The 22,860-nt window shown below is 75.6% G+C and carries 18 protein-coding genes; 4 read left to right on the top strand and 14 right to left on the bottom strand.

Annotated features, from left to right (window positions below; translation table 11 throughout):
- Positions 1–287 precede the first annotated feature (287 nt).
- The gene (locus tag OCU29_RS12915; RefSeq protein ID WP_261820246.1) at positions 288–1,715 is read left to right on the top strand and encodes a sugar transferase; all 1,428 of its coding nucleotides are present in this window, start codon (positions 288–290) and stop codon (positions 1,713–1,715) included.
- Here the strand turns inward: OCU29_RS12915 and OCU29_RS12910 are convergent.
- The 6 genes from OCU29_RS12910 to OCU29_RS12885 form a co-directional block, all read right to left on the bottom strand.
- Positions 1,669–2,829 carry a glycosyltransferase gene (locus tag OCU29_RS12910; protein WP_179616948.1) on the bottom strand — a complete coding sequence of 387 codons (1,161 nt, stop codon included), beginning with the start codon at positions 2,827–2,829 and terminating at the stop codon, positions 1,669–1,671. The two genes, OCU29_RS12915 and OCU29_RS12910, sit on opposite strands and share 47 nt — an antisense overlap.
- On the bottom strand, positions 2,817–4,070 hold the full coding sequence (locus OCU29_RS12905; protein ID WP_261820245.1) for a Wzz/FepE/Etk N-terminal domain-containing protein: 1,254 nt from the start codon (positions 4,068–4,070) through the stop codon (positions 2,817–2,819). The genes OCU29_RS12910 and OCU29_RS12905 overlap by 13 nt, the downstream gene beginning before the upstream one ends.
- Positions 4,071–4,292: 222 nt before the next feature.
- Positions 4,293–5,360: a glycosyltransferase gene (locus OCU29_RS12900; RefSeq protein WP_179616950.1), complete on the bottom strand. Its 1,068-nt coding sequence runs from the start codon at positions 5,358–5,360 to the stop codon at positions 4,293–4,295.
- A complete protein-coding gene (locus OCU29_RS12895) occupies positions 5,348–6,490 on the bottom strand; it encodes a glycosyltransferase family 4 protein (protein ID WP_261820244.1) in 1,143 nt (380 codons plus the stop codon). The genes OCU29_RS12900 and OCU29_RS12895 overlap by 13 nt, the downstream gene beginning before the upstream one ends.
- 2 nt (positions 6,491–6,492) lie before the next feature.
- A complete protein-coding gene (locus OCU29_RS12890) occupies positions 6,493–7,872 on the bottom strand; it encodes an O-antigen ligase (RefSeq protein ID WP_261820243.1) in 1,380 nt (459 codons plus the stop codon).
- Positions 7,869–9,329, bottom strand: coding sequence for an oligosaccharide flippase family protein (locus tag OCU29_RS12885; protein ID WP_261820242.1), 1,461 nt, complete (start codon positions 9,327–9,329; stop codon positions 7,869–7,871). The genes OCU29_RS12890 and OCU29_RS12885 overlap by 4 nt, the downstream gene beginning before the upstream one ends.
- 163 nt (positions 9,330–9,492) lie before the next feature.
- Between OCU29_RS12885 and OCU29_RS12880 the strand changes: the two genes are divergently transcribed.
- Positions 9,493–10,221: a hypothetical protein gene (locus OCU29_RS12880; protein ID WP_261820241.1), complete on the top strand. Its 729-nt coding sequence runs from the start codon at positions 9,493–9,495 to the stop codon at positions 10,219–10,221.
- A gap of 22 nt (positions 10,222–10,243) precedes the next feature.
- Here OCU29_RS12880 and OCU29_RS12875 read toward each other — a convergent pair whose 3' ends face one another.
- The 4 genes from OCU29_RS12875 to OCU29_RS12860 form a co-directional block, all read right to left on the bottom strand.
- Positions 10,244–11,035: a hypothetical protein gene (locus tag OCU29_RS12875; RefSeq protein ID WP_261820240.1), complete on the bottom strand. Its 792-nt coding sequence runs from the start codon at positions 11,033–11,035 to the stop codon at positions 10,244–10,246.
- Between the two features lie 120 nt (positions 11,036–11,155).
- Positions 11,156–12,079 carry an aminoglycoside phosphotransferase family protein gene (locus OCU29_RS12870; RefSeq protein WP_261820239.1) on the bottom strand — a complete coding sequence of 308 codons (924 nt, stop codon included), beginning with the start codon at positions 12,077–12,079 and terminating at the stop codon, positions 11,156–11,158.
- A gap of 9 nt (positions 12,080–12,088) precedes the next feature.
- A complete protein-coding gene (lepA, locus tag OCU29_RS12865) occupies positions 12,089–13,915 on the bottom strand; it encodes a translation elongation factor 4 (protein ID WP_179617577.1) in 1,827 nt (608 codons plus the stop codon).
- Between the two features lie 138 nt (positions 13,916–14,053).
- Entirely contained in the window at positions 14,054–15,778 is a 1,725-nt protein-coding gene (locus OCU29_RS12860) for a thiamine pyrophosphate-dependent enzyme (protein WP_261820238.1), read from the bottom strand.
- 115 nt (positions 15,779–15,893) lie between these two features.
- Between OCU29_RS12860 and OCU29_RS12855 the strand changes: the two genes are divergently transcribed.
- The gene (locus OCU29_RS12855) at positions 15,894–16,934 is read left to right on the top strand and encodes a phosphotransferase family protein (RefSeq protein WP_261820237.1); all 1,041 of its coding nucleotides are present in this window, start codon (positions 15,894–15,896) and stop codon (positions 16,932–16,934) included.
- A 96-nt stretch (positions 16,935–17,030) separates the two neighbouring features.
- Entirely contained in the window at positions 17,031–17,291 is a 261-nt protein-coding gene (gene rpsT / locus OCU29_RS12850; protein ID WP_179616959.1) for a 30S ribosomal protein S20, read from the top strand.
- A 172-nt stretch (positions 17,292–17,463) separates the two neighbouring features.
- Here the strand turns inward: rpsT and holA are convergent, their stop codons facing one another.
- The 4 genes from holA to OCU29_RS12830 all read right to left on the bottom strand — a co-directional run bounded on the left by holA (position 17,464) and on the right by OCU29_RS12830 (position 22,854).
- Complete coding sequence (holA, locus tag OCU29_RS12845; RefSeq protein ID WP_261820236.1) at positions 17,464–18,465, bottom strand: DNA polymerase III subunit delta; 1,002 nt, start codon at positions 18,463–18,465, stop codon at positions 17,464–17,466.
- A 47-nt stretch (positions 18,466–18,512) separates the two neighbouring features.
- Positions 18,513–20,849, bottom strand: coding sequence for a ComEC/Rec2 family competence protein (locus tag OCU29_RS12840; protein WP_261820235.1), 2,337 nt, complete (start codon positions 20,847–20,849; stop codon positions 18,513–18,515).
- Positions 20,846–21,820, bottom strand: a complete 975-nt coding sequence (locus OCU29_RS12835) for a ComEA family DNA-binding protein (protein ID WP_261820234.1) — start codon at positions 21,818–21,820, stop codon at positions 20,846–20,848. The genes OCU29_RS12840 and OCU29_RS12835 overlap by 4 nt, the downstream gene beginning before the upstream one ends.
- Positions 21,821–21,960: 140 nt before the next feature.
- Entirely contained in the window at positions 21,961–22,854 is an 894-nt protein-coding gene (locus OCU29_RS12830) for a DegV family protein (RefSeq protein WP_261820233.1), read from the bottom strand.
- Between the last annotated feature and the right edge of the window lie 6 nt (positions 22,855–22,860).

The raw sequence follows: 22,860 nt of genomic DNA, 5'->3' as shown, positions 1-22,860 counted from the left end.
CTGGCGGGCGGTGCGGGCGGGCGGTGCTGATCCGTGGTGCTGATCGACTACGGCAGTAACCTAGATCACTTTGCGTACTCGCGCGTAGCAACCCCACCGAGGTCGTGACCAGATCGCGACCTGCGCCCCTCGCGGGGCGCCCCGCGGCCCCGTTCCCGTGCCCGTCGGGCACTGGTTAAGCACCCCATTTCACGCAGGAGGTGTAGAGATTGCCCGAACGGGCACAATGACAAGTGGTGACGTCTTCCATGGGGGGCGGCGTCGCCTGCCTTGGGGGGTAGTAGTTCGTGCAGCAGTCCATCCACGCACGCAGCGGTCTGTCCGGCATCGGACCGCTGCTCGTCGTCTCCGACCTGGTCGCCGTGCTGGCCACCGGGATGCTCGTCGACCGCGGCCTGTGGCCGGTCGCCCTGGGCACGGCAGCCCTGGGCCTGGCGCTCGTGGCCCGCAGCCTCGGCCTCTACCAGTCCCGTCTGGTGCTCTCGGTGCTCGAGGACCTGCCGGCGCTGCTGCTGGTCACCCTGACCGCGGGACTGATCGTCCTGGGCCTGGGCCTCGACCCGGCCGCGCCGCGCAGCGACGCCCTGGCCCGCGCCGCCTCCTTCACCGCCGTGCTGGCCGTGGTGATCGTCGCCGCGCGCACCGTCGGCTACGCGCTGCTGCGCACCGGGCGGCGCCGCGGCCACCTCATGCACCGGGTGCTCATCGTCGGCGCCGACGGCATCGGTACCCGCCTGGCCCGGGCGCTGCTCGCCGACCCGGCCACCGGGCTGCACCCGGTCGGCTTCGTCGACGACGACGTCGACCCGCGCCGCCTGCCCGCCCCGCTGCTCGGCGACCTGCGCTCGCTGCCGCGGGTGATGCGCGACCTGGGCGTCAACGACGTCGTCTTCGCCTGGGGCGCGCGCACCGACGACCAGACCATCGCCCTGGTGCGCCACTGCCAGATGATGCAGTACCAGGTCTTCGTGGTGCCGCGCTTCTACGAGGTCATGGGCCTCGACCGCGCCCGCCGCGTCGAGGTGGTGCGCGACGTGAGCCTGGTGCGGCTGCGGCGCTGGGCCGTGCGGCCCGGCTCGATGCTCGTCAAGCGCAGCCTCGACATCGCGGCCTCCGCCCTGGCCCTGGTGCTCCTGGCCCCGGTGCTCATCGGCACCGCGGTGGCCGTGCGCCGCGAGCTCGGCTCGCCGATCATCTTCCGCCAGACCCGCGTCGGGCGCGACGGCCGGACCTTCGAGCTGCTGAAGTTCCGCTCGATGGCCGCCTCGCGCGAGCAGGGCGACACGACCTGGAACATCGACACCAGCGACCGCCTGGGCCCCGTGGGCCGCTTCATCCGCCGCACCGGCGTCGACGAGCTGCCCCAGCTGTGGAACATCCTGCGCGGCGACATGAGCCTGGTGGGCCCCCGCCCGGAGCGTCCGCACTTCGTGGAGCAGTTCTCCGAGGACACCCCCGGCTACCGGCACCGCCACCGCATGCGCACCGGCCTCACCGGCTGGGCGCAGGTCAACGACCTGCGCGGCGACACCCCGATCGACGACCGGGCCCGTGCCGACAACTACTACATCACCAACTGGTCGCTGTGGGGCGACGTCAAGATCGTGATGCGCACCGTGCGCACGGTCGCTCGGCGCGAGCCCCGCAGGGACGACGAGATGATGGACCTCATCGTCGAGGCCGGGACTCCACCAGACTCAGCGAGAGCTGGCTGACCCGCCGCGCGGCCTCGGCCGCGTCCCGGGTGGCCAGCACGTGGCGCCAGCCCCGCACGCCCTCGGCGTCGGCGAGCCCCGGCTCGGTGAGGCGTCGCACGATCGCCTCGGCGAAGTCCTCGGGCCGGTCGGGCCGCACCATCGCCCCGCACTCGTAGGGCAGGCTCTCCTCGATCCCCTCGATCCAGGAGGCGATCACGCTGCGACCGGCCGCCATCGCCTCCATCGGCGCCAGCGCGGCCCCCTCGTACTGCGAGGGGAAGACCACCATGTCGGCGGCGCTGAGCCAGGTGGGGACGTCGCTGCGCGGGCCGACCATCTGCACGCCGTCGAGCCCCTCGGCCCGCGTGCGCAGCATCTCCTCGTCGGGGCCGCTGCCGACCAGCACCAGGCGAGCGTCGGGTCGGGCCCTGAGCACCGCCGGCCACGCCTCCAGGAGCACCTGCTGGCCCTTCTGGGCGCTGAGCCGACCGATGCACACCACGGTGGGCGCGTCGACCACCAGGCCGAGGGCCCGCCGCGCCTCGCGCCGCTCGTCGTCGTCGGTGAGCGTGAAGCGCTCGAGGTCGACACCGTTGGGCACGACCGACAGCGGGGCCAGCACGCCGCGCTCGCGCCCGACGGCGGCCTCGCCGTCGCTGACGCAGATCAGGTGGTCGGTCCAGCGCGCGGCGAAGCGCTCCCAGCGCCCCGCCAGCAGCGCCTTCGGGCCCCCTCCGGCGAGGAAGGACCAGCCGTGGGGCTGGAAGACGGTGGGGACCTGGCTGCGCACCGCGAGCCGGCCCACCAGGCCGGCCTTCGAGCTGTGCAGGTGCACCAGGTCGGGCTGGACGTCGTCGACGAGGCGGGAGTAGCGGGAGACCTCCTCGAGCACCGAGGGTCCGGGCTCGCGGGCGGCGTCGAACCAGCGGACGTCGGCGCCCAGGGCCCGCGCGGAGTAGCCCAGCCAGCCCTCCGAGGGGCACGCGACGGTCACGCCCCACCCGCGCTCGACCTGGTCGCGCACGTAGGTCAGCAGCACCCCCGCGGTGCCCTCGCTGGTGGGGACCGAGGTGTGCAGGACCCGGGGACGGCCGGGGTGCCGGCCGGCCCGCTGGCGGCTCAGGCCGCCCACTTGTCCTTGCTCCGCCCGACGAGGACGGCTCCCAGCAGGCGTGAGCCCGAGGCCACCAGGCGGTAGTGCACCTTGGTCAGCTCGTGGGGGCGCAGCTCGCCCTCGGTGACCGCGAGCAGCACCGCACCCTGGCTGCCCATGATGGCGGCGTCGTCGCTCTGGGTGATCGAGTTGGAGATGACCACGACCACGTCGAAGTCCTCGCGCATCGACCGGGCGGCGCCGGCGAAGCTGGTCTCGAGCAGGCGGGCGTGGGACTCCGCGCCCCAGCGGCCCGAGGAGAGCACCTCGAGCCCCTCGACCGGGCCGGGGTTCAGCGCCGAGGAGAGCGGCGCGCCGCGCAGCACCTCGTAGAGCCCGGCGGTGCTCGGCTCCAGCTGGGTGGGCCGCTTGGCGCCGGCGCCCATGCGGGCGTCGACCAGCAGCGTGCGGCGCCCGACGCCGGCCAGCGAGATCGCGAGGTTGGCGGCCAGCCAGGCGTTGAGGTCGCCGTCGGTCACGCCCGTGACCACGACCATCCCGGCCGGGTCCCCGCTGGCCTCGACCTCCATCGAGACCCGCAGCCGGCGGAAGACGTCGGCGTCGGGGGTGCCGGCGTACATCGCCAGCAGCCCCGGCTCGCGCGGCGGCTGGATGTGGGCCAGCACCGGGAGGTCGAGGACGTCCTCGACGGTGGCGGCGCTCGAGACGGTGTAGGTGCGGCGGTCGCGCACCAGGGCCGCGGACGCGGCCAGCACGAGCGCGAGCAGGCCGCCCACGCCCATCGCCAGCAGGAGGTTGGGGCTGGAGAAGGTCACCGGGGGCAGGGCCGGGTCGCTCGGCGAGAAGCGGAAGGCACCCTCGCTGGGGTCGTTGAGGGGCAGCGCGGCGGTGACGAGGTTGGCGATGTCGGCCGCGGCCTGCGGGTCGCGGTCGTCGACCTCGACCTCGATGAGGACCGTGCCCTCGACCCACCGGGCGTCGATGGCGCGGCGCAGCTCGTCGACGGAGCGCTCGACCTCGAGCTGGGAGCGGACCTCCTCGACGACGTCGGTGGAGTTGGCGTTCTCGGCCAGCGTGCCGCGCAGGGAGTCGAGGTCGTCGCCGGTGGCGCCGCCCGCGGCGGCTGCTGCGACCTCGGCGCGTGCGGTGTAGGTCTTGGGGGCGACCACGACGCCGACGGCCACGGCCGATCCGACGAGCACCATCACGAGCAGGACCAGCCAGCGCTGCCTCCACAGGGCACCGCCGAGCTCACGCATCTCCATTTCTCTTCCCCCCAGAAGAACTGCTGTCGGGTCTTCAACGACCGGTCGGTCAGGAAGTCCCGTTGCTGCTGCTGTGACGGTGGGCACGCCCTGTCGCCCGGTTGTTGCCAGACTGCCCCCACTCCTACCCCGCGGGTCAGTGACCAAACGTGCACCGGGCGCCAGTCTGCCTCGCGCCCCAAGCCCGAGCACACCCGGGACGAGTCCGGCGGCGGGTCAGGCCCGGACGCCGAGCTCGGCGTAGAGACGCAGGTAGTCGGCCCGCATGGCGGCCACCGAGAACCGGCGCCCGACCAGCTCGCGCCCGCGCTCGGCCAGCGCGGCGGCGTACGCCGGGTCGTCGAGCACCGCCGCGAGACCGTGGGCCAGGGCGTCGACCTCGCCCGGCTCGACCAGCTCGGCGGCGCCCGCGAAGGCGCTCAGCCCGCCGACGTCGCTGGCCACCAGCGGCACCCCGGCCGCCAGGCTCTCGAGCGCCGCCATCGAGAGGCCCTCGCGGTCGCTGGGCACCACCGCCACGTCGGTGGCGGCCAGGAGGGTGGCCACGTCGCTGCGGTTGCCCAGCAGCCGCACCCGGTCGCGCAGCCCCAGCCGCCCCACGAGCCGGTCGAGCCGCTCGCGCTCGGGGCCGTCGCCGACCACGAGCAGGGTGCCGCCCGCACGGCCCGCCCAGGCCCCGACCAGGAGGTCCTGGCGCTTGGGCGGCACCAGGCGTGCCACGCACAGGGCGACCTGCTCGTCACGGCCCAGGCCCAGGGCCAGGCGAGCCGCGGCCCGCGACGGCAGCCGCGGCACCGCGACGGCGTTGGGCACCACCCGCACCCGCTCGGGCGGCAGCCCGCGCAGCACCAGGTCGTCGGCGACCGGGTCGGAGACCGCCACCACCAGGTCCGACCAGCGTTCGAGCACCCGCACCGCGGGCGCGTAGTCCTCGGGGGCCAGGCCGTGGACGGTGCTCAGCACCGGCGGCCGCCCGGCCGCCAGCGTGCCCAGCCGGCCGGTCAGGGTCGCCCGCACGTTGTGGGCGTGCACCAGGTCGGGGCGCGAGCGCAGGCTCCACCACGCGACCTTGGCGCTGGCCAGGGTCAGGCGACGGCGGCCCGGCACCCGCATCGGCACGCGCAGGTGGTCGATGCCGGCGCCCTCCAGCTGCTGGGCCCGCCAGCCCACGTCGCTGGCCACGCACACCTCGTGCCCGCCGGCGACGAGCGAGGCGGCCAGGTCGGCGACGAGGGTCTCGGCACCGCCCGAGCCCATCTCGGCGATCGACATCAGCAGGCGCACGGCGCCTCCCCCGCGTAGACCGCCTCGAGGGCGTCGAGGCAGTGCTCGACGGTGTAGGCCGTGAGCACCCGCTCGCGCGCCGCCGCGCCCATCGCGGCCCGTCGGCCCGGGTCGTCGCGCAGCACGGCCAGCGCCGCGGTCACGGCGGCGGGCCGCCCCGGCGCGACCAGCAGCCCCTCGCGGCCGTGGCGCACGACCTCGCCGACCCCGCCCACGGTGGTCGCGACGACCGGCAGCCCGCTCGACAGCGCCTGCAGCAGCACCAAGGGGCAGCTCTCGGCCAGCGACGTCATCACCAGCGCGTCGGCCCGGGCCAGCACCTGCTCGGGCGCCTCGACCCGGCCCAGCACCTCGACCCGGTCCGCCAGGGCGCCGCGGCGCAGCCGCTCGACCAGCAGCCCGCGCGAGGGCCCGTCGCCGGCGAGCAGCACCCGGACCCCCTCGACCCCGGCCAGCGCCTCGACCAGCACGTCGAGCCCCTTGACCGGCTCCAGGGACCCCATCCAGGCCACCACCAGCCCGTCGGGGCGCTCCCTGAGGGCCGGCGCCGGCGCGAACCGGGCCGGGTCGACGCCGTTGGGCACCACGCGCACCCGGTCGGGGTCGAGCCCCACGTGCTCGACGGCGTACGCCGCCACCGCGGCGCTGGGCGAGACCACGACGGCCCGGCTCCAGCGGGTGCTCCAGCGCTCGCCGTGCAGGTAGTAGAGCCGGTCGCGGCGCCGGCGGGGGGCCACGCGCAGGTTGCCCCGCACCAGGTCGCTCAGGGAGTCGGGCACCCCGTGCAGGGTGTAGACGACGCGGGTGCCGGGCAGGGCCGGCGCCAGGGCCCGGCCCACCCACCCGGCGCGCCGGTCCTGCAGGTGCAGCACGTCGGGGCGCAGCGCGCGCAGGCGGCGCGCCAGGCGCACCAGGCCGCGCAGGTCGAGCTTCGAGGCGGCCGCGACGCGGTGCCAGACCACCCCGGCGCCCTCGGCCCGCGCGGTGCCCGGGCCGGGCGGGCCCACGACGTGGGAGTCGACGCCGCGGGCGGCGAGCCCGACAGCCACGTCGACCGCGTGGTCGACCGGCCCGCCGTGCTCCTGGGTCAGCACCTGCACCACCCGCGGTGCGGGGCGGGTCCCCGCCACCCTCAGTCCTCCGGGTCCGGCTCGTCGGGCTCGTCGACCAGGAGCACCGCACCGAGTGCGACCAGCAGCCACAGCGGCAGGAAGAACTGCTCGCTGAGGAAGCACGCCGCGGTCGTCGTCGCGACCAGCGCAGCGAGCACCGCCGAGGCCAGCGCCGAGCCGTCGCGGCGCCAGGCGCGCCAGGCGCCCCGCACCCCGGCCGCCAGCATCGCCACGAAGGCGGCCAGGCCGACGAGGCCGACCTCGGCGGCGACCTCGAGGTAGGTCTGGTGGGCCACGTCGAGGTCGCTGGTCGCGCTCACGGGCAGCTCCTCGAGCCAGCGCTGGTGCTCGACCCCGAAGGCTCCCGGCCCCTGCCCCAGCACCGGGGCGTCGAGCACCATCTCCCCCGCCGCCTCCCACAGCTGCAGCCGCTCGGCGACGTTCTGGTCGGCCACCGCGTCCTTGGCGGTGAGGCTCTCGGTGACCAGGTCGGGGAACAGCGCGACCACGAGGGCGGCCAGCACCAGCAGGGCGCCCAGCGCACCGGTCAGCTGCTGCAGGCTGACCTGGCGGAGCAGGACCGCCACCAGCAGCATCACCACCAGGCCGATCAGCGCGCCGCGGGAGAAGGTGCCGAGCAGGGCGAGCGCGATCAGCACCGTGGCGACGTCCCAGACGCCCGGACGCCAGCCGGGGCGGCGCACGGCCAGGGAGAGCGGCAGCGCGGCGAGCAGGAAGAACGCGAAGTCGTTGGGGTCGCCGATCGGGCCACCCACCCGCCGGTCGAGGCCCAGCGTGTAGGAGACGATGCCGGCCGCCGCGGCGAGCGCCGAGGCGCCGACGTAGACCCGGGCCAGGCTCGCCGGGGCCAGGCGACCGGCCCGCATGGTGTCGACCAGCACCAGAAGCAGGGCCAGGAAGCCGCCCCAGCGCAGCAGGGCGGTCCCGCCGTCGGGGGCGCCGTTGACGAGGGTGGAGGCGAGCAGCGCCACCGCGAGGACCGCCGCCGCCCCCAGGGCCTTGGTCCGTGGCCCGCGGTGCAGGCGCCCGCGCGCACGGCGTACGAGCCACGAGCCGATGGCCAGCGCCCCCAGCACCTTGAGGGCCCGGGGGTCGAGGGCGGCGAGGTAGTCCTCGAAGACGGAGGCCGCCACCACCAGGCCCAGCGCGACCTCGAGCCGGGTCAGCATCACCACCAGCGCGAGCAGACCGACCAGGACCGGGCCGGCGAGCGCCGGGGCCATGCCCACGGCCACGCCGCCCAGCACCGCCAGCAGGGCCGGCCCGACGACCAGCCACGGCTGGCGGGCGGCGCCGCGCTCGGGCGCCGAGGCGGGGGCGGCGGGCGAGCCCGGCCCGGCCGGGTCGTGGCCCGTGGTCGGCGGGACGGTGCCGCTCATGCCAGCACCTCCGGACGGCTCAGCAGGGCGCGTGCCGAGCGCCACGTCTGCGGGCCCACCGTGCGCAGCACGACCAAGAAGACGCCGACGGCGGCGACGGCGAGGAGGGCGACGGCCCAGACCCCGGCGGCGGCGTCGAGCCCGAGCGACCGCAGCGCCACCACCGCCAGCGCCATCGCGGCGGTGGCGACCAGGGCCGGGCGCACGTCGGCGAGGAGGCGGGCCGCGGAGGTGCCCGGCACCGAGCGCCGCGCCAGCCACAGCGCGGGCACGCCCACGGCGGCGACGGCCACGACCTGGCCCAGGGCGACGGCGGCGATGCCGGCCTCGACCACGGCCAGCAGCACCAGCGCGAGCACGAGCAGGTGCAGCAGCCGCACCCCCAGGGCGTGCCCGGGGCGTCCGGCCGCGTTGAGGACGGTGAGGCCGACCTGCAGCACCGCCAGCAGCAGCGCGTAGCCGGCCAGCAGGACCAGCACGGGCGCGGCCGGTGCCCACTCAGGGCCCAGCAGCACCAGGTCGTCGGCCACCAGGGCCAGCAGCACGCAGGCGGGCAGCATCAGCGACACGGTCACGGCGAGCGCGACCTCGACGCCCCGGGCGCGCAGCGGGCCCTGGGCGCGGCACAGGTAGGGGAAGGCGGCCCCGGTCACCACGACCGCCACCATCAGGTAGGGCATGTTGGCGACCCGGTAGGACAGCGAGTAGTGCCCCAGCGCGAGCGCCCCGAGGACCCGCGCCACGAGCAGGTAGTCGAGGTTGAGCTGCACGACCTCGAGCAGGTGGGCCCCGGAGAACGGCAGCCCGAACGAGACCAGGGCCCGGGCGTCGGCGCGGTCCCAGCCGGGGAGCACGGGCGGGTGCACGGCCCAGGCCAGCACCATCATCAGCAGGGCCTGCACGACCTGGCCGGCGACCAGCGCCATCACCCCGACGCCCTGGGCGACGAGCAGCACCGCGACGACCGCGCCGACCACCGCCGAGACGGTGTCGGGCACGATGCGGCGCGCGAAGGCCAGCCGCCGGCGCAGCAGCTCGGTGGTCACCGCGGCGACGGCCAGGCAGGGCAGCACCACGGTCAGGCCGCGGATCACCGCGGCTCCCCCGGCCTCGGCGCGCAGGGCGGAGGCGAGGCTCGGCGCCGCCACCCACAGTCCCGCCGCGAGGAGGGTGCTGGTGACCAGGCCCAGGGTGAGCGCGGTGCGTGCGGCCCGCTGGGCGTCGGCGTCGCTGCCCGGCAGGTGCACCAGCGCGCTGGCCGTGCCGAGGCCGCCGAGGATCGCCGCCACGGTGGCCACCAGGGTGCCCAGGGCCACCAGGCCCAGGGCCGAGGGTGTCAGGGCGGCCGCGAGGGCGAGGAGCACGACCGTGTGGGCGCCCTTGACCACGATGCCGTTGGTGGCCAGCCACAGCGCGCCGCGAGCGGTGCTACGAGCGGCGTCGGGGTGCGCACGCACCACTGTCACCTGACACCCCCCGGTCGTCGTCGTGCAGCAGGATCACCCCGCGGCATCCTGCTTACGTTACCCACAGAGTTTCGGACTACACATGTACGGTCATACTCTCGCCAGGCGGCGCCGTGACCTGGACGGCGCGTCTCGTCCGGGACAGGGGGATCGTGTGCGCCAGCTCGTCGTGGGAGCCGTTGCTCTCGTGCTGACCGGTCTGCTGACCTCGGGGTGCAGCACCATCCGGGCCCAGGTCGACGGGTCCACCCGGGCCGGCGAGGCCCCCGTCGAGGTGCCGCCCGTGCTCGAGACCGCCGAGTGGGCGGTCAACGACGGGCTCGTCTCGGTGGTGGTGCGCAACGACGACGTGCGCGTGCTGCGCACCGCGTCCGTCGCCCTGCGGGGCGTCGACGAGGACGGCGTGCTCGTCGGGGTGTGGGACACCGACTCGATGGCCGGGGAGAGCGTCTGCTGCACCGTGCTCGACCTCGAGCCCGACGAGGAGTTCGGGCTCTACTTCGCCATCGGCGAGGACGCCGAGCGGATCGACGAGGTCGACCTCTCCTTCAGCCAGATCTCGTGGGCCCAGGCCGGCGACCCCGCCGCCGAGCCGGTCGCCTCGGCGCTCCCGCAGGACACGGTGCTGGGTCCCGACCGCACGGTGGTCACCGCCCGCGTCGAGACCGGCGAGCAGGACGTGCCCCGGGCCCTGGTCCAGGCCGTGCTGCGCGGACGCTCGGGCCGGCTGATCGCGGTGGTCACCGGTCGCTGGAGCTGCTTCGAGGCCGGCGAGGTCCGGCGCATCCGCATGGAGCTCTTCCAGCGGGTGCCGGTCGGCACCGCCGTCGACACCGTCACCGTCGACCGGCTCGACAGCGGTCCCCAGCCCGACTGCTCCTGACGACCAGCCGCTCAGTGGCCGCTCAGTGGCCGCGGAAGAGCCAGCCCAGCGGCCGCGGGTCGCTCGGCGCCTCCTCGAGGTCGTCGGGGGTCGTGCTCCGCTCCCCCTCGACGCTCGGCTCCGGCTCGCGGTCGCGCTCCACCGAGCCGTGCAGCGCCGTGACGGCGTAGAGCGAGTCGCGCTGCTCGACGACCGGCTCGCGGTCCTCCGCGGGCTCCGACGCGACCGGCTCGGGCTCCGGCTCGGGCTCCGGCTCGACCTCGGGCTCCGGCGCGGGCTCCCGCTCGGGCTCGACGGCCACCGGGACAGTGGGCGCGGTGGCCTCGTCGAGCTCGGACCCGGCCAGCGTCAGGCCCTCGGCGGTGCGCTGGACCTGCTCGACCGTGGACCGGGCCCCCGACAGCAGCGAACCCAGGTCGCCCAGGCTCCCACCGATGTCGCCGAGCAGCCGCTCGACCCGCTCCCGCAGCTCGGCGGTCTCCGCACGCACCTCCGCGGCCACCTCCTCGCGGCCGCGTCGACGCTCCTCGTCGAGGCCGCTGCGCAGCTGCTCGGCCTCGGCGCGGGCCGCCGCGAGCGTCGCCTCGGCGCTCCGGCGCGCGTCCTCGACGAGCGAGGCGGCCAGCGCCTCGGCCTCGGCGACCATCGACTCGGCCTCGGCCGCCGCCTGCTCGCTCATCCGGTTCGCCTCGGCGACGATCTCGGAGGCCTCACGTCGGGCCGACAGCTCGGCGCGCAGCCGTGAGGTCTGCTCACCGGCCTGCGAGTCGCCGTGCTGCGCACCTGCGGGCGCGTCCTGGTTCGTGTCCGTCACTGGCCCCCCTAGCTGAGAGTCCGCCCGGTGGCGGACTCGACGGTCGACACGAGCGTACCCGCCGCGGGCGCAGTCACACCTGTTCACCGACCTCTTGTCCGGCCGGGGTCCTGCCCGGCGTCACTCCTGCACCGCCTTGGCCACGCTGAGCATCCGGGTGACCACCGCCCGGTCGGCCGCGTCGAGCGCCGAGCCGCGCTCGACGGCGTCCTGCACCACCCACAGCACCGCGAGCACCTGGCGCACGACGGTCCAGGCGACCGCCCGGTCCTCGTCGAGGCCGGCGGCGTCGACGACGGCGTGGAAGCGGCGGCGGATCCCGCCCCGCACGTCGCCCGCCAGCTCCTCCCACCGGTTCCACAGCAGCGGGGCCGGCTCCCAAGGCGGGTCGCCGCTCAGCGGCTCGGGGTCGATGGCCACCCAGTCGGTGGGGTGGTCCGGGCCCGCGGCCAGCACGTTGGCGTAGTGCAGGTCGCCGTGCACCAGCACCCCGTCACTGCGCTCGTCCCCGGCCAGGTCGCCGATCAGGGAGAGGCACTGCTCGACCATCCGGCGCGGCAGCGGCGCGGCGGGCGGCAGCGCCCGCAACGGCTCGACGTAGCGGCCGACGTGGTCGGTGAGCCGGCGCAGCCGGGGCGGGGCCGGCACGTGCAGCCGCCCGTAGAGCGCACCCACCTCCTCGCAGGCCTGCACGTCCCACAGGTCGGCGAGGTCGGTGCGCTCGAGGCGCTCGAGCAGCAGCGCCCGGCGCCGCGGGTCGGCGCGCTGGAGCCGCACCGCCCCGTGACCACCCCAGCGCTGCAGGGCCAGCGCCTCGTGCTCGGTCTCGTCGTCGGGGAAGGCGACCTTGAGCACCGCCGGCGACCCGTCGGCGTCGCGCACCGGGAGCACCACCGCGGTGTGGCCCCACCAGGTCTCGCCGGCCGCCTCGAGCGACCACTCCCCCAGCAGGTCGCCCAGCAGCCCCGGCAGCGCGTCGACGTACGCCGCCCAGGCGGGGCCGCGGTCGGCGAACGCGAGCACCGGCTCGGGGAGGGCGGGCACGCCCACGGGCTACTTCTTGGGCTTCTCGGGGGCCGGGGCGTTGGAGAGCGCGGCGACGAACGCCTCCTGGGGGACCTCGACGCGGCCGACCATCTTCATCCGCTTCTTGCCCTCCTTCTGCTTCTCCAGCAGCTTGCGCTTGCGGCTGATGTCGCCGCCGTAGCACTTGGCCAGGACGTCCTTGCGGATGGCGCGGATGTTCTCGCGGGCGATCACCCGGGCGCCGATCGCGGCCTGGATCGGCACCTCGAACTGCTGGCGCGGGATCAGGTCCTTGAGCTTGCCGGCCATCATCACGCCATAGGAGTAGGCGCTGTCGCGGTGCACGATCGCCGAGAAGGCGTCGACCGGCTCGCCCTGCAGCAGGATGTCGACCTTGACCAGGTCGGCGGCCTGCTCGCCCGAGCGCTCGTAGTCGAGCGAGGCGTAGCCCTTGGTCTTCGACTTCAGCTGGTCGAAGAAGTCGAAGACGATCTCGCCCATCGGCAGCGTGTAGCGCATCTCGACGCGGTCCTCGGAGAGGTAGTCCATCCCCTGCAGGGTGCCGCGCTTGGTCTGGCACAGCTCCATGATCGCGCCGATGTGGTCGCTGGGGCTGAGGATCGTGGCCTTGACGACCGGCTCGCGGACCTCGGCGATCTTGCCCTCGGGGAACTCGCTGGGGTTGGTCACCTCCGACTCCGAGCCGTCCTCCATCACCACGTCGTACACGACGTTGGGGGCCGTGGAGATCAGGTCGAGGTCGAACTCGCGCTCGAGGCGGTCGCGGGTGATCTCCATGTGCAGCAGGCCCAGGAAGCCGATGCGGAACCCGAAGCCCAGCGCGCCGGAGGTCTCCGGCTCGAAGGTCAGCGCCGCGTCGTTGAGCTGCAGCTTCTCCAGCGCCTCGCGCAGGTCGCCGAACTGGTCGCCGTCGATCGGGTACAGCCCGGCGTAGACCATCGGGTTGGGGTGCTTGTAGCCGCCCAGCGCCTCGGTGGCGCCGTGGTGCAGCGTGGTGACGGTGTCACCCACCCGCGACTGGCGCACGTCCTTCACACCGGTGATCAGGTAGCCGACCTCGCCCACGCCGAGCTCGCCGGCCTTGACCTGCTCGGGGCTGATCACGCCCACCTCGAGCATCTCGTGGGTCGCGCCGGTCGACATCATCTTGATCCGGTCGCGGTGGTTGAGCTTGCCGTCGACGACGCGGACGTAGGTGATGACGCCGCGGTAGGTGTCGTAGACCGAGTCGAAGATCAGCGCACGGGCCGGCTTGTCGGCGGCGCCGACCGGCGGCGGGGTCTGCTTGACGATCTCGTTGAGCAGCGCCTCGACGCCCAGGCCCGTCTTGGCGCTGACCCGCAGCACGTCCTCGGGCTCGCAGCCGACGAGGCCGGCCAGCTCGGCGGCGTACTTGTCGGGGTTGGCGCTGGGCAGGTCGATCTTGTTGAGCACCGGGATGATGTGCAGGTCGGCGCCCATCGCCAGGTAGAGGTTCGCCAGCGTCTGGGCCTCGATGCCCTGCGCGGCGTCGACCAGCAGCACGGCGGTCTCGCAGGCCTCCAGCGAGCGCGAGACCTCGTAGGTGAAGTCGACGTGCCCGGGGGTGTCGATCATGTTGAGCACGTAGGTGCCGGCCTCGGCGCCCTCGTCGTTGCCCTCCTCGACGCCCCACGGCATCCGCACGGCCTGGCTCTTGATCGTGATGCCGCGCTCGCGCTCGATGTCCATCCGGTCGAGGTACTGCGCCCGCGCCGCCCGCGCGTCGACCACGCCGGTCAGCTGCAGCATCCGGTCGGCCAGCGTCGACTTGCCGTGGTCGATGTGGGCGATGATGCAGAAGTTGCGCAGCATCGCCGGGTCGGTCTGCCCGGGGACGGGCCAGGACTTGGCAGGAACAGCAGGCACGGGGTCTCGGAGATCTCTCGGACGACGGGGCACGGGCGGCCCCATCCTTCCACGGGTGCGGTCGATCACCCGCCTCCTGGGGCCTCACTCCGGGCTGACGGCCATCTCCTTGACCTTGGCGATCGCGAAGCCCCAGCCCTGCTCCAGCGTGGGCTTGGAGGGCACCGCGATCTCGTCGGGGTTGGTGACCACGTCGAGCAGCACCGGGCCCGGGTGCGCGAGCGCACGACGTACGGCGTCGTCGAGGTCGTGGGGGTCCTCGACCCGGATGCCGTGCACCCCGACCGCCTCGGCGACCGCCGCCAGGTCGGGGTTGTGCAGGACGGTGCCGAACTCGGCCATCCCGACTTGCTCCATCTCGAGCTTGACCATGCCCAGGCGCCCGTTGTCGAAGACCACGAGCTTGACCGGCAGCTCGTGGGTCGCCGCGGTGATCAGGTCGCCCAGGAGCATCGTCAGCCCGCCGTCGCCGCAGAACGCCACGACCTGGCGCTCGGGGTCGAGGGCCTGGGCGCCCAGCGCCTGGGGCATCGCGTTGGCCATCGAGCCCAGGTTGAAGGAGCCCAGCAGGCGCCGGTCGCGGTCGATGCGCACGAAGCGCGATAGCCACGTCGTGGCCATGCCGGTGTCGGCGGTGAAGACGGCGTCGGGCGCGGCGTGCCGGTCGACCAGCCCGGCGAGCAGCTCGGGGCGGATGCGGCGGTCGGGGTTGTCGACCTTGCGCCGCAGGAAGCCGGCCGGCTTCTTCTCGTAGTCGGGGTCGACGAAGTGCTGCTGCAGGCCCTGCCAGGTCTCGTACGCCGACCGGGCGCGGTCGAGGTGGCCGCGGTCCTCGCGCCGCGCCACGTGAGGCAGCAGGGCGCCCACGGCGAGCCGGGCGTCGCCGACCACCGCGTGGTCGACCGGGTGCCGGCGCCCGATGTGGGTGCCGTCGCTGTCGACCTGCACCACGGTGACGCCGGAGGGGTAGAACTCCTTGTAGGGGAAGTCGGTGCCGATCATCAGCAGCAGGTCGCAGGTCTCGAGCGCCAGCGTGGTCGCGGGGTTGCCCAGCAGCCCCGACTGGCCGATCTCGTAGGGGTTGTCGTGGTCGAAGCCCTCCTTGCCCTTGAGCGCCACCACCATCGGCGCCCCGAGCCGGTCGGCCAGCTCGAGCACCTCGTCGCGGGCGCCCCGGGCGCCCTGGCCGACGAGCAGGGTCACGTGGTCGGCGGCCTCGATGGCCCCGGCCGCGGCCCGCACCGCCTCCGGGACCGGTGCCGCGGCGGGGAGGTCGGCGACGAAGCGGGGTGCGCTCGTGCCCTTGGCCACCTCGAGCTCCCCGACGTCGCCGGGGATGGTCAGCACCGCCACGCCACGCTGCTGCAGCGCCGCGTTGCCGGCCTGCTCGAGCAGGGTCGGCAGCTGGGCGGGGTCGGTGACGGTCGCGGTGAAGACGGCCACGTCGGCGAAGAGCACGTCGTTGTCGACCTCCTGGAAGAAGTCGCTGCCGATCTCGGGGCGGGGCACCTGGCCGCAGATCGCCAGCACCGGCGAGTGCGACTTCTTGGCGTCGTACAGGCCGTTGAGCAGGTGGATGGCGCCGGGCCCGACGGTGCCCATGCACACCCCGAGGCGTCCGGTGAGCTGGGCCTGGGCCCCGGCCGCGAAGGCCGCCACCTCCTCGTGGCGCACCCCCATCCAGCGCAGCCGGTCCTCACGCCTGATCGCGTCGGTGACCGGGTTGAGCGCGTCGCCGACGACGCCCCAGACCTCGGTGGTGCCGTGCTCGGCGACGGACTCGATGATCAGCTCAGCGACGGTGGTCATGGCTCCCACGCTCGCCGACCCGCTCCCGCGGCGTCAGGTCCGCCCGGGTGAGACACGCGGCCCTGGTGCGGGGTGTCTGCCGCGACCGGCGGCGGGCCTGGCGCAGGATGACCGGGTGGACGAGCCGCTCGACGACCTGCCCCACGGCCTCACCGCGCGCCGCCTCGAGTGGGTGCACCTGCCACCGCACGTGCGCCGGCTCGTCGAGCAGCGCTGCGGCACCGCCGTCGTCGACGCCCGCTCGTGCACCGGCGGCTTCACCCCGGGCTTCGCCTCGGTGCTGCGCGGCGCCGACGGCTCGCGCCACTACGTCAAGGCCGCCTCGGTGACCGCCCAGCGGGCCTCCGCGCTGACCTACGCGGCCGAGGCCGCCTCGCTGGCCGCGCTCGACGCAGCGTCGCTGCCCGCGCCCCGGCTGCTGTGGAGCCACGGCACCGAGCCCGGGCGGCGCCACCGCGCCGACGACTGGGTGGTCGTCGGCATCGAGCACGTCGCCGCCCGGGCCCCGCACCGGCCGTGGCGCGCGACCGACCTCGCTGCGGTGCTGGGCACGCTCGACCGGCTGGCCGTCTCCTCCGCCGCCACCGGCGTCGACCTCACCACCGTCGCCGAGGACCTCGCCGACTGGCCGGCCCGCTGGGCCGACGTCGCCGCCGCCCGCCCCGACCTCGACCGCGCCCACGTCCGCGAGGCCACCGGGCTCGCCGCAGCGCTGCCGACCGCGGTCGCCGGGCACTCGCTCGTGCACGGCGACGTCACCGACGACAACGTGCTGATGACCGAGGACGGACGGGTGCTGCTGTGCGGCTGGGCCTGGCCCGCGTTCGGCGCGCCCTGGCTCGACAGCCTGTGGGCGCTGGTGGGCCCGCGCTCCGACGGGGTCGACGTCGAGGCCGTGCTGCGCAGCACGCCCCTGCTGGCCGCGGCCCCGGCGGAGCACGTCGACACGGTCCTGGCCGCGACGGCGGCGTACTTCCTGTCCTCGGCGCAGGGGCGCTCGCCCGCGTGGTCGCCGTACCTGCGGTTGGCCCAGCGCCGCCAGGGTGAGGCATGCTGGGCCTGGCTCGGCGAACGGCGCGGGTGGTGGTCAGGCACGACCCCCCGCAGCGGCGCCGGCTCCAGGTCGGAGGATTTGGGCGGGCTCGTGCGCCGCTGATAATCTCCGATGTCGCGTGTGTGGCGCCCGTGTGCCCACCCGCGCCCCGACTCAGCACCAGACCATTCGTTCTCAACACCAGCAAAGGCATGGCCCGTGGCGAACATCAAGTCCCAGATCAAGCGCAACAAGCAGAACGAGAAGGCGCACGAGCGCAACAAGGCCGTCAAGACCGGCCTGAAGTCCGCCGTCCGCAAGTTCCGCGCTGCCGCGGAGGCCGGTGACAAGGAGACCGCTCTGGTCGCCGGTCGCGAGGCCGCCAAGAAGCTCGACAAGGCCGCCTCCAAGGGCGTCATCCACAAGAATCAGGCCGCGAACCGCAAGTCCGCGATCGCCAAGCAGGCCGCTGCTCTCTGATTCCGCGTCTCCGCCCAGCGCGGAGACCGTCTGGTCCTGAGCCGACCCGCCCGACCTCGTCGGGCGGGTCATCGGCATTTCACGACCCGTGCGGGTCTGCGCCGGGTCGGCGCGAGATCTGCGCCGGGTCAGCGCGAGATATGCGCCGGGTCAGCGCGAGATGTGCGCCGGGTCAGCGCTCGCGGAGCTCGGTGATCGTCAGGACCAGCCGCTCCATCGTGTACGACGCGTCGCTCGCGGCGCCCTTGATGTCGGCGTCGGCGCGGGCCACGGCCCGCACGGCCTCCCCCAGCGCGGCATTGGACCAGCCGCGGGCCTGCTCGCGCACCGAGCGCACCTTCCACGGCGGGACGCCGATCTCGCGGGCCAGGTCGCCCTCGCTGCGTGAGCGCGCCCCCTTGAAGCGGGCCAGGCCGCGCACGCCCCCGGCGAACGCCGAGGTGATGAGCACCGCGGGTGTGCCGCCGTCGAGGGCCCAGCGCAGCTCCTCGAGCGCCTCGAGGCGCCGCCCGGAGAAGGCCGCGTCGGCGACGGCGAAGGACTTGGCCTCGGCGCGGCCGCCGAAGTAGCGCTTGACCCGCTCCTCGGTGAGCGTCTCGCCGGGGAAGTCGTTGGTCAGCTGGTGGGCCGCGGCCGAGAGCGAGCGCAGGTCCTGGCCCACGGCCTGGACCAGGGTGGTCGCGGCCTGCTGGTCCATCCGCGCCCCCATGCTGCGCGCCTCGTTGATGACGAACGAGGGGTACTCCGACGCCTTCAGCTCGGCGGACTTCACCTCGGTGACCGGGGCGAGCTTGCGCAGCTTGGTGAGCACCCCGCTGCCCTTCTGCCCGCCGCTGTGCACGAGCACCAGCGCGACGTCCTCGGCCGGCGCCGTGCAGTAGCCGAGCAGGCCGGCCACCGACTCCTCGGGCAGGTCCTCGAGCTTGCGCACCACGACGCAGCGGGTGCTGGAGAACAGCGAGGGCGCCGAGAGCTCGCCCAGGGTCGCCAGGCTCAGCTCGGCCGCCGCGGCCTCCGAGACCTCGGCCTCGGCGTCGTGGGCGCGCACCGCCCCGCGCACCGCGGCCACGGTGCGCTCGCCGAAGAACTCCTCCTTGCCCGTCACGAGCGTGACGCGGCCCAGCACGTCGGTGGCGGAGGGGGCGCGGGGGGCGGCGGAGCGGGGCGCTGGCATGGTGCGCGCAAGCCTGCCACAGCCGACCGACACCCCCGACGGCCGCGTCAGCGCCGACTCACGCCTGTCGGCGCCCCGTCGCGCACCACCACCGCCAGGGCCCCGTCGGTGTCGGTGCGCAGCACCTGCGCGCCAGCCACCTCGAGGGCCGCGAGCAGCCCCGGGTCGGGATGCCCGTAGTCGTTGTCGGCGCCGACCGGCACCAGCGCCAGGTCGGCACCCAGCGAGGTGAGCAGGTCGAGGTCCTGGTGGCGGCTGCCGTGGTGGGGCACCTTGAGCACGTCGACGTCGAGGGCGGGCAGCGCCCGGCCCAGCGCCGCCTGGCCCGGTGGCTCGAGGTCGCCGGGCAGCAGCACCCGCACCCCGCCGACCTCCGCGAGCAGCACCACGCTCTGGTCGTTGGCGGTGCTGCCGTCGCCGGGTCCACGGCGCGGGGTGCCCGTGGTGGGCCACAGGGTCTGCAGGGTCACCTGCCCCACGCGCTCGGTCGCGGCGTACGACGCCACGCCGGCCTCGGCGCCGGCCGCCGCGGCCAGCCCCGCCACGGTCTCGACGGCCTCGGGAGGGTCCAGCAGCGGGCTGGTGACGACGCGGTCGACCCGTCGCCCCGCCAGCACCCCCTCGAGCCCGTCGACGTGGTCGGCGTGGAAGTGGGTGAGCACCACCAGCGGCACGTGCTCGACGCCCAGGTCGTCGAGGCACGTGTCGACGGCGACCGGGTCGGGCCCGACGTCGACGACCACGGCGCTGCCCTCCCCCGCCCTGAGCACCACCGCGTCGCCCTGGCCGACGTCGCAGACGACCACCACCCAGCCGGCCGGCGCGAAGGCCGCCGAGGGCGGGCGCACCACCACGACGAGCCCCGTCACCAGGCACAGCAGCAGCGTCGGCACCGGCCGCGACAGCAGCCGCGGCGCCAGCACGGCCACGAGCAGGCTGAGCGCGCTCAGCAGCGCGAGCGCGACCACGCCGGTGCCCCAGTCGACCGCCGCGGCCGGCAGCGCGGCGCCCCGCTCGGCGACCGCCACGATCCAGCCCACGCACCAGGTCGCCACCGTGCCGAGCACCCGGCCCAGGGCCGGCACGACGAGTCCCATGAGGCCACCGGCCAGCCCGACGACGGTGGCCGGGCCGACCACAGGGGCGGCCAGCAGGTTGGCGGCCACGGCGACCAGGCTCACCTGGCCGGAGAGGCCGGCCACGACCGGGGTGCAGGCCAGCTGGGCGGCGGCGGGCACGGCGACCGCCTCGGCGAGCCAGCGCGGCAGCCACCGGGCCAGCGCGTCGCGCCACCCGGGCGCGAGCAGCATGATGCCCGCGGTGGCCAGCACCGACAGGGCGAACCCGGCCGAGACCGCCAGCCCGGGCTGCACCAGCAGCAGCCCGGTCACCGCCACCCCGAGGGTGCGGGGGCCGCGCCGGGCCCCGTCGGTGCCCAGCGCCACCAGCGCCACCGCGCCCATCACCGCGGCCCGCAGGACGCTGGGCTCGGTGCGTGCCAGGAGCACGAAGCCGACGATGCCCGCGGCCCCGACCAGCAGCAGCCAGCGCCCCCGCACCCCGGCCCCGCGCGCCAGCCACAGCAAGCTGCCCACCACCAGGGTCAGGTTGGTCCCGCTCACCGCCAGCAGGTGGGTCAGCCCGGTGGCGCGGAAGTCGTCGGCGACGGCCAGGTCGAGCCCGACGTCGTCGCCGTCGACCAGCGCCGGCACCAGCACCCGCTCGGGCGCGGGCCGGTGGGCCACCGAGTCGCGCAGCGACTGCCGCACCGCGCCGGCCCCGCGCCACCAGAGGTCGGGCGGGTCGCGGACCTGCGGTGCGCCGGTCGCGTGCAGCAGGGCGGCCAGGTCGTCGCCGTCGGCGACGCCCAGGCGCCCGTCGGCGACGACGGTGGCGCCCAGCGGCACCTCGCCCCACTCGGGTGGGGCGAGCACCAGCACCGGCGCGCGGAGCGTGTGGGCGCTGCCCCGGCCCTCGACCTCCCGCACGCTCGCCCGCAGCCACACGCCGTCGGCGTACGGCCCGGTGAGCGGGCGGGGGTCGCCGGTGATCGTGGCGACGACCCGCACCACCGCGCGCTCGGCGGCCAGGTCGGCGAGGGGGCCGTGGCCCACCTGCTCGTCGCGCAGGCTCGCACCCAGCCCGACCGCGAGCAGCACCACCAGCAGCAGCGCGCCGGTCAGCGACGCCCCGCGCCGCGCCCGCCGGTGCAGCAGCCCGACGCCGGCCCCGCCGACGAGCGCGGTCAGCGCGAGCACCGTGGCGGGGGCCAGCGAGCCCAGCAGCCCTCCGGCCCAGGCGGCGGCGCCCACCAGCGTCATCCGCAGGTCGGCGCCCGGCGCCGTGGGTTCCTCCGCGTTGGCGGACGGCCGCCCGAGGATCACACCGTCACGAGCGGGGCGAGCTGGGCGAGGGTGGCCTCGCCGATGCCGTCGACCTCGAGCAGCTCCTCGACGGCCGAGAAGGCGCCGTGCTCGGTGCGCCAGGCGAGGATCGCGCCGGCGGTCACCGGCCCGACCTGCGGCAGCGTCTCGAGCAGCGCCTGGTCGGCGGTGTTGAGGTCGACCAGGGGCGCCCCCGGGGTCCCCGGAGCGGGCGCGGCGACCCCGGGTGCGACCGGCGCCGCGGCACCGCCGGGGACCCCGACCAGCACCTGCTCGCCGTCCACCAGCACCCGCGCCAGGTTGAGCCCGGCCAGGTCCACCCCCGGTCGGGCTCCCCCGGCGGCCTCCAGCGCGTCGACCACCCGTGAGCCGGCCGGCAGCACCGCGATGCCGGGTCGCCGCACCTTGCCGGCCACGTCGACGGTGACCTGCCCCTCGGGGCTGCCGGCCTCGACGTCGGGCTCCTCCTTGGGCGGCACCAGGTCGACCAGCGGCTCCGCGACCTCGGCGACCTCGGCGACGGTGGTGAGGCGGGTGCCGCTCGGCTCGGGGTCGGAGCGCACCACCCACCACGAGGTGACCGCCAGCCCGGCCGCGACCAGCAGCGCCACCACGCCCAGGTGCGCCGACGACAGCAGCGCGCGACCACGCACCGTCGGGGGCACCAGGTCGTGCGCCGCCCCCAGGACCGCCGGGCGCGGTCGCACCCGCCGCGCCGCGTGCCGCCCCGGCACGGGCACCGGCTGCGACACCGGCGCCTGCGGGAGCGGCTCCGGTGCCGGCGCACCGCCGGGCGGGGCCACGACCGGGCGGATCCGCGTGTGCGGCGCCCACCAGTCGTCGTCGGCGTCCAGCTCGTCGTCCGCGGCGGGGGCCGGCGCCGGTCGTACGGCGTCGAGCTCGGCGCCGAGCTGGGCCAGGCGGCGAGCCACCGCCTCCTGGTGCTCCGGGTTGGGTCGTCGGCTGCGCATGCGGGCAACCTAGGCAGCGCGGACCGACCCCCTCGGCGACCGGCACCGCGCTGTGCACGAGCCCCCGCGAGGCCGTCCCTGTGCACGCCTCGTGGCCCGCCGCACGCCGACCCGGCCCGTTCGAACCGGCCGGCTCGCGGTCAGGGGTGGAGCGGGGCGACGCAGACGGCGATCATGCCGGGCCCGACGTGCGCGCCCAGGACCGCGCCGAGCTCGCCGCACCACAGCTCGCGCCCGCCGAGGTTGTCGGCGAGGCGCTCGCGCAGGTGGTCGGCGAGCGCACCGGCCCGCTCGGGGTTGGCCAGGTGGGCGACGTAGACGTCGACCTGCTCCTCCCCCGCGGCCTCCACGGCCAGCTCCTCCAGGCGCGCCAGGGCCCGGGCCGAGGTGCGCACCCGCTCCAGCGAGGCGACCCGGCCGTCCTCGATGCGCAGCAGCGGCTTGACCGCCAGGGCCCCGCCGAGCAGCGCCGCGGCCGCTCCGATCCGCCCACCCCGGCGCAGGTACTCCAGGGTGTCGACGTAGAACAGCGAGGCGGTCGCGGCGGCGCGGTCACGAGCCGCCTGGGCCGCCTCCTCGGCCGTGCCCCCGGCGGCCGCGACCCGAGCGGCGGCGAGGGCGGCGTAGCCGGTGCCGATGCCGACCTGGCGGGTGTCGACGCAGGTCACCGGCAGCGGCGCCTCGCGGGCCGCGAGCTGCGCGGACTCGAAGGTGCCGCTCATCTCGCCCGACAGGTGCACCGAGACGACCGCCGACGCGCCCTCGGCGTGGGCGCGCTCGTAGGCCTCCAGCATCACCGCGGGCGAGGGCCGCGACGTCGAGACCGGCGTGTACTCGCGCAGCGCCTGCGCGACCCGGTCGGGGGTGGCGCCCTCGGCCCCCTCGTCGAGGACCTGCGCACCGATGACCACCTGCAGGGGCACCACGACGACACCGTGCTCCACCACCGCCTGCTCGGGCAGGCTGGCGGTGGAGTCGGTGACGACGACGACCGGGCCCGTGCCGGCGCTGGTCCCGGGGGTGGAGGTGCTCACGGGCAC

The organism is Nocardioides sp. OK12, assembly GCF_024341885.1.
Classification (GTDB): Bacteria; Actinomycetota; Actinomycetes; order Propionibacteriales; family Nocardioidaceae; genus Nocardioides; species Nocardioides marinisabuli.
The sequence above is the reverse complement of the archived record's forward strand: the minus strand, read 5'-3'. Positions and strand labels throughout refer to the sequence as shown.